Source organism: Albidovulum sp. (assembly GCF_049646345.1).
GTDB lineage: Bacteria > Pseudomonadota > Alphaproteobacteria > Rhodobacterales > Rhodobacteraceae > Albidovulum.
Genome location: NZ_JBARVQ010000727.1, coordinates 1 through 3724, shown reverse-complemented (window position 1 = coordinate 3724; position 3724 = coordinate 1). Strand labels below are relative to the sequence as shown.

General features: G+C 61.5%; 4 protein-coding genes. 3 read left to right on the top strand and 1 reads right to left on the bottom strand.

Features of this window, described 5'->3' with window-relative positions; all coding sequences use genetic code 11:
- The coding region (locus WBB85_RS19005; RefSeq protein WP_432640158.1) for an ACP S-malonyltransferase at positions 1 to 823 on the top strand (823 nt) is incomplete at its 5' end.
- 1 nt (position 824) lies between these two features.
- Complete coding sequence (amaB, locus tag WBB85_RS19000; RefSeq protein ID WP_432640157.1) at positions 825 to 2324, top strand: L-piperidine-6-carboxylate dehydrogenase; 1500 nt, start codon at positions 825 to 827, stop codon at positions 2322 to 2324.
- 136 nt (positions 2325 to 2460) lie between these two features.
- Here amaB and WBB85_RS18995 read toward each other — a convergent pair whose 3' ends face one another.
- Positions 2461 to 3159 carry a hypothetical protein gene (locus WBB85_RS18995; RefSeq protein WP_432640156.1) on the bottom strand — a complete coding sequence of 233 codons (699 nt, stop codon included), beginning with the start codon at positions 3157 to 3159 and terminating at the stop codon, positions 2461 to 2463.
- A 135-nt stretch (positions 3160 to 3294) separates the two neighbouring features.
- On the opposite strand from WBB85_RS18995, the gene WBB85_RS18990 reads away from it, so the two are divergent.
- Positions 3295 to 3450, top strand: coding sequence for a hypothetical protein (locus WBB85_RS18990; RefSeq protein WP_432640155.1), 156 nt, complete (start codon positions 3295 to 3297; stop codon positions 3448 to 3450).
- The last annotated feature ends 274 nt before the right edge of the window (positions 3451 to 3724 follow it).

Genomic DNA, 3724 nt, shown 5'->3' with positions numbered 1-3724 from the left:
GATCTACGCGGCGACATTGGGCGATTTCCGCGCCATCGACGGGGTCGAGGTGGTCGCCGTCACCGGCAATTCGATGGGCTGGTATTCGGCGCTCGCCTGTGGCGGGGCGCTGACGGCGGAAGCCGGGTTCGAGGTGGTGAACACCATGGGCACGCTGATGCAAGAGGCGCTGATCGGCGGGCAATCGATCTACCCCTTCGTGGGTGAGGATTGGCGGCCCGATCCCGGGCGCAAGGCCGAACTGATGGCGCTGGTCGCTGATATCGCCACCCGCAAGGATCATGTGCTGACGCTCTCCATCGACCTTGGCGGCATGCTGGTGCTGGCGGGGAACGAGGCAGGGCTGAAGGCATTCGAGGAAGCCGTGCCGCCGGTGCAGGGCCGCTTTCCGATGCGCCTCGCCAACCACGCGGCATTCCATTCCAGCCTTCAGGCGCCAGTCGCCGAACGCGGCCGGGCGCATCTGTCGCCGTCTCTATTCAGCCAGCCGAAACTGCCGATGATCGACGGGCGGGGGGCGATCTGGTGGCCAGGCGCCACGGACACCCATGCGCTTTGGGACTACACCCTAGGTCATCAGGTGACCGAGACCTACGACTTCACCCATGCGATCCGGATCGCCGCGCGGGAATTCGCGCCCGATCTTTTTATCGTCACCGGCCCCGGCACTACGCTGGGCGGGGCGGTTGCCCAGTCGCTGATCCTCGCGGATTGGCGTAGCATGGGCTCAAAGCAAGATTTTCAGACAAGGCAACAGGAAGGGCCTGCGCTGATCTCCATGGGAATGGAAGACCAGCGCCGGACCGTCACCAAGGGAGACTGACATGAGCCACAACGACATCATCACGGCCGCGGGCCTGACCAAGGCGCAAGTGACCGGCGGTACGCTGGCGGTGCATTCGCCGATCGACGGGGCCGAGGTCGCGAAAGTGCATGAGACCGACCCGGCGGATATGGCGAAAATCATCGCCAAATCGCAGGAGGCGTTCAAAGCCTGGCGCACGGTACCCGCACCGCGGCGGGGCGAGCTGGTGCGCCTTCTGGGAGAGGAACTGCGCGCCGCCAAGGACGAACTTGGCGCGGTGGTGACGCTGGAGGCGGGCAAGATCACCTCCGAAGGCCTTGGTGAAGTGCAGGAGATGATCGACATCTGCGACTTCGCGGTCGGCCTCTCGCGCCAGATCTACGGGCTGACCATCGCCTCGGAACGGCCCGGCCACCGGATGATGGAAACCTGGCACCCCTTGGGCCCCTGCGCCGTCATCACTGCCTTCAACTTCCCCGTTGCGGTTTGGTCGTGGAACACGGCGCTTGCCCTAGTCTGCGGCGATCCGGTGATTTGGAAGCCCTCGGAAAAGACGCCGCTCACTGCCATGGCCTCGATGAAGATCATGGAACGCGCGCTGAAACGTTTCGGCGACGCGCCGGACGGCCTCGTGCAGCTGGTCATCGGCGGCCCGGCTATCGGCGAGGCGCTGGTGAATTCGAAGGACGTGCCCATCGTCTCGGCCACTGGCTCGACCCGCATGGGCGGGATCGTCGGGCCGAAGGTCGCCGGGCGCTGGGGCCGGCCGATCCTGGAACTGGGCGGCAACAACGCGATGATCGTGGCACCCTCGGCCGATCTCGACATGGCTGTCCGCGCCATCGTCTTTTCCGCCGTCGGCACGGCGGGCCAGCGTTGCACCACCTTGCGGCGGCTGATCGCGCATAACTCGGTCAAGGACGACCTGGTCGCCCGCCTCTCCAAGGCCTATGCTTCGCTTCCCGTCGGCGATCCGCGCAAGGCAGGTACGCTGATCGGCCCGCTGATCGACCATGGCTCGCGCGACCGGATGCAGGCAGCGCTGGAAAAGGCCAAGGCCGAGGGCGGCACCATTCACGGCGGCAAGACCGTGACGGCAGGCGTGCCGCAGGGTGGGGCCTATGTGGAACCCGCGATTGCCGAGATGCCAAAGCAGACCGACACCGTCCGGACCGAGACCTTCGCGCCGATCCTCTACGTTCTGGGCTACGAGACGCTGGAGGAGGCTATCGCCCTCCAGAACGACGTACCGCAGGGGCTCTCCTCCTGCATCTTCACGCTGAACATGCGCGAGGCCGAGGCGTTCCTCTCTGCCGCCGGCTCCGACTGCGGCATCGCAAACGTCAATATCGGCCCCTCGGGTGCTGAGATCGGCGGGGCATTCGGCGGCGAGAAGGAGACGGGCGGCGGCCGTGAGTCAGGCTCCGACGCTTGGAAGGGCTACATGCGGCGGCAGACAAACACCATCAACTATTCGGCCCAATTGCCGCTGGCGCAGGGCGTGAAGTTCGACTTCTGAGGCGATCCCGTCCCGGGTTTGACCCGCGACTTCTGCCGAACAACGATGAGGCCCCGGAACAAGTCCGGGGCCTACTCATGTCGACAAGCACTCTGGCAGTCACGGCCAAGGCGTGCCCGCCAAATCGTCAAACGCGCTAGTCACCCTCCACACGAAGCCGATGGGGCCACAGGTCTTGCTTGCGATTGAACCAATGGCAGTCAAGTTGGGGCATAAGCGAACTAAGCTTGTTGAATTCGTCTTCATGAGCGAACCGCGCACAGCGAAGTACCGTGAGGTTCTCGCAGCCGGTGAGATAGCTGAGGTTCTTGTCAACGAGCTGCACCGAAGCCAAGTAGAGCTCTTCGAGATTTCTCAACTCACCGAGCGGGGCCAATGTGGGGATCTTTTGTGGGCTATATAGGCCTCCTTCGATACCAAGCCTTCTTAGCGATTGGGCGTGTTCCAAGAAATCCAGCGAGGTGAGCTTTTTCGCATTCTCGATGTATAGGTACCGAAGCGCTGGTAAACGCGGCAGCAAGCTGAAATCGCTAATCTTACTGATGTTCGCAAGCCTAAGAGCACGCAGTTTCGTCAGACCTTCAAGCGGCGACAGATCGGTGGCAGTAACAATTTCCAGCTTAAGTTCGACCAGTTCGTTCAGTTCACCGATCTCATCAAGGAAATCCTGATTCACCATACGAGCGCCAAGCCTTTTCAGCCCCTTCAGCTTGGATATGCCTTTTTGAGAGCGCTTCTCACGGTAGAAAAGTACGGTCGAAGTTTCTTTAGGAATGTCACTAAGACGTGTCAGAAAACGACTATTCCCCTCCCAATGAAATGTGTCTTTTGACATTGACCTCAACAGCCGAAAGCAAGTTGTCTGAGGCAGACTCGGACACATAGTTATTGATTGGTCAAGGTCCTATATCGGGTTGAACACGCACCTAGTGTGGGTAGTGAGGATCTTGCCATCAGATTCGTCGGCAGAATGATCGACCACCCCGGCACTTTTCTGCATTCCCCCGCCAGAGCCGACGGAAATCGACCGCCAGGCACGGCTTTGTCGGGGAACCCGGGGCAGACCAACACGATCAACTATTCGGCTCAGCTGCCGCTGGCGCAGGGCGTGAAGTTCGACTTCTGAGGCGACCCCGTCCCGGGTTTGACCCGGGACCTCTGCGGCGACACGAGGAGGCCCCGGAACAAGTCCGGGGCCAAGTTGAAACCGGGTAACGGAAACTTTTCGGCCCGTACACAACCGCATTCTGGTCAAGCGATGTCGGCGTCAACCGCCTGCCGGATGAAATCGGCCATTGCCTCGTCAGGATATGTTTCAAGCTTTGATACACGCACCGTTCGAGATCGGTTTCCGGAACCACTCAAAATGCCATAGGCATCTTGAAAGTTTGCTCCGGACG